Annotated in this window: 1 protein-coding gene and 1 pseudogene; both read right to left on the bottom strand. The window is 69.0% G+C overall.

Annotation, left to right across the window (positions count from 1 at the left end; translation table 11 throughout):
* Positions 1 to 1,285 (bottom strand): AMP-binding protein (locus tag ACTS11_RS09840; RefSeq protein ID WP_442640143.1); only part of this gene is annotated, 1,285 nt, incomplete at its 3' end.
* Between the two features lie 103 nt (positions 1,286 to 1,388).
* Positions 1,389 to 1,696, bottom strand: a pseudogene (locus ACTS11_RS09835) (ABC transporter); the annotation flags it as partial.

Raw genomic sequence — 1,696 nt, 5'->3', positions numbered from 1 at the left:
CGAGCACGCCGGGATTGTCGACGCAGATCTCGCCGACCTCGTCCACGGCGCAGTCGATAACGCCCTCGGGCGTCTGCTTGAGGATGCGGACGCGACAATGCGGGAAGGGAATGCCGACCGAGCCGATCTTCTTCTCGCCGTCCACGGGGTTGCAGGAGACGAGGCAGGTCGCCTCGGTCAGACCGTAGCCCTCCACCAGCGTCACGCCGGTCGCGCGCTCGAACCGGTTGAAGAGCTCGACGGGCAGCGGCGCCGAGCCCGAGAAGGCGGTCTTCACGCTCGAGACATCGGCGTTCACCGGGCGCTGCATCATGGCGGCGATGGCGGTCGGCACGGTGATGATGAAGGTGACCTTCCAGCGCTCGACCAGCTTCCAGAAGTTGTCGAAGACGCCCTCGCCCCTGTAGCCCTGCGGCGTCGGGAAGATGACGTGCCCGCCGGAGGCCACCATCGCCATCAGGATCACGTGGCAGGCGAAGACGTGGAAGAGCGGGAGGGGACAGATCACGTTGTCCTCCTCGGTGAACAGCAGCGTGTGGCCCACCCAGCCGTTGTAGATCATCCCCGAATAGGTGTGCTGCGCGACCTTGGGCATTCCGGTCGTGCCGCCGGTGTGGAAATAGGCGGCGACGCGGTCGGATGTCCCGTCCGCGAAGGTCAGCCGGTCGCGCGGGTGCTTCGCCACCTCCACGTCCCAGTCCACGACGCGGGCGCGGTGGCCGGTCGGGTTCTTCGGCCGGATGAAGGGCACGATGAACTTCTTGAGGCCCGTCAGGTAGCGCAGCAGATCGACCTCGAGCACGACCTGCACGTTCGGCGCGTTGCGCACCGCCTCGGCCATCTTCTGCGCCACGTCGGTCTTGGGGAATTCCTTGAGCGTGACGACCACCTTGGCGTTCGTCTCGCGCAGGATCGCGGCGATCTGCTCGGGCTCGAGCAGCGGGTTGATCGGGTTCACGATCCCCGCCACCGCGCCGCCGAGGATCGTCACCGCCGTCTCGGTGCAGTTCGGCAGGACGAAGGCGACGGTGTCGGTCTCGGTCACGCCCAGCGCGCGGAACATGTTGGCGGCCTGCGTGACGCGGGCGTGGAGCTCGGTCCAGCTCAGCGTCTCGGCCTTGTCCTTCGGCCCCGAGAACATCTGGAACGAGAGCGCGTTGCGCGCCCCGTGCCGCGCGGCGGTCTGCGACAGGAGGCCGTAGAGCGTCGTGGCGGGCAGGCTCTCGGGCCAGGGCCGCTCGACCTCGATCTCGGCCACGTCGTCGCGATTGGCGAATCTCACCATGCCGTCCTCCCTTGTGGACGCGGCCTCCCTTGTCGTCGCCGGGCGGTCTGCGCCGGGGCCAGCATGGGAGCAAGCGCGGCGTCGCGCAAGGCGGACGGTGGGCTTACTCGGCGGCAAGACCCTCGGTGAACTGGAGGCGCGCGAGACGGGCATAGAGGCCGCCTTCGGCCACGAGGCTGTCATGGGTGCCTTCGGCCACGATCCGCCCGCCCTCGAAGACGAGGATGCGGTCGGCCTGCTTCACGGTGGCGAGGCGGTGCGCCACGATCAGCGTCGTGCGCTCCTCCGAGAGGCGGGCCACGGCGTCCTGCACCAGCCGCTCGCTCTCGGCGTCGAGCGCGCTCGTCGCCTCGTCGAGCAGCAGCATCGGCGCGTCGCGCAGGATCGCGCGGGCGCTGGCGATGCGCTGCT

Source organism: Roseicyclus sp. (assembly GCF_052168335.1).
In the GTDB taxonomy this organism is placed as follows: Bacteria; Pseudomonadota; Alphaproteobacteria; order Rhodobacterales; family Rhodobacteraceae; genus Roseibacterium.
The sequence above is the reverse complement of the archived record's forward strand: the minus strand, read 5'-3'. Positions and strand labels throughout refer to the sequence as shown.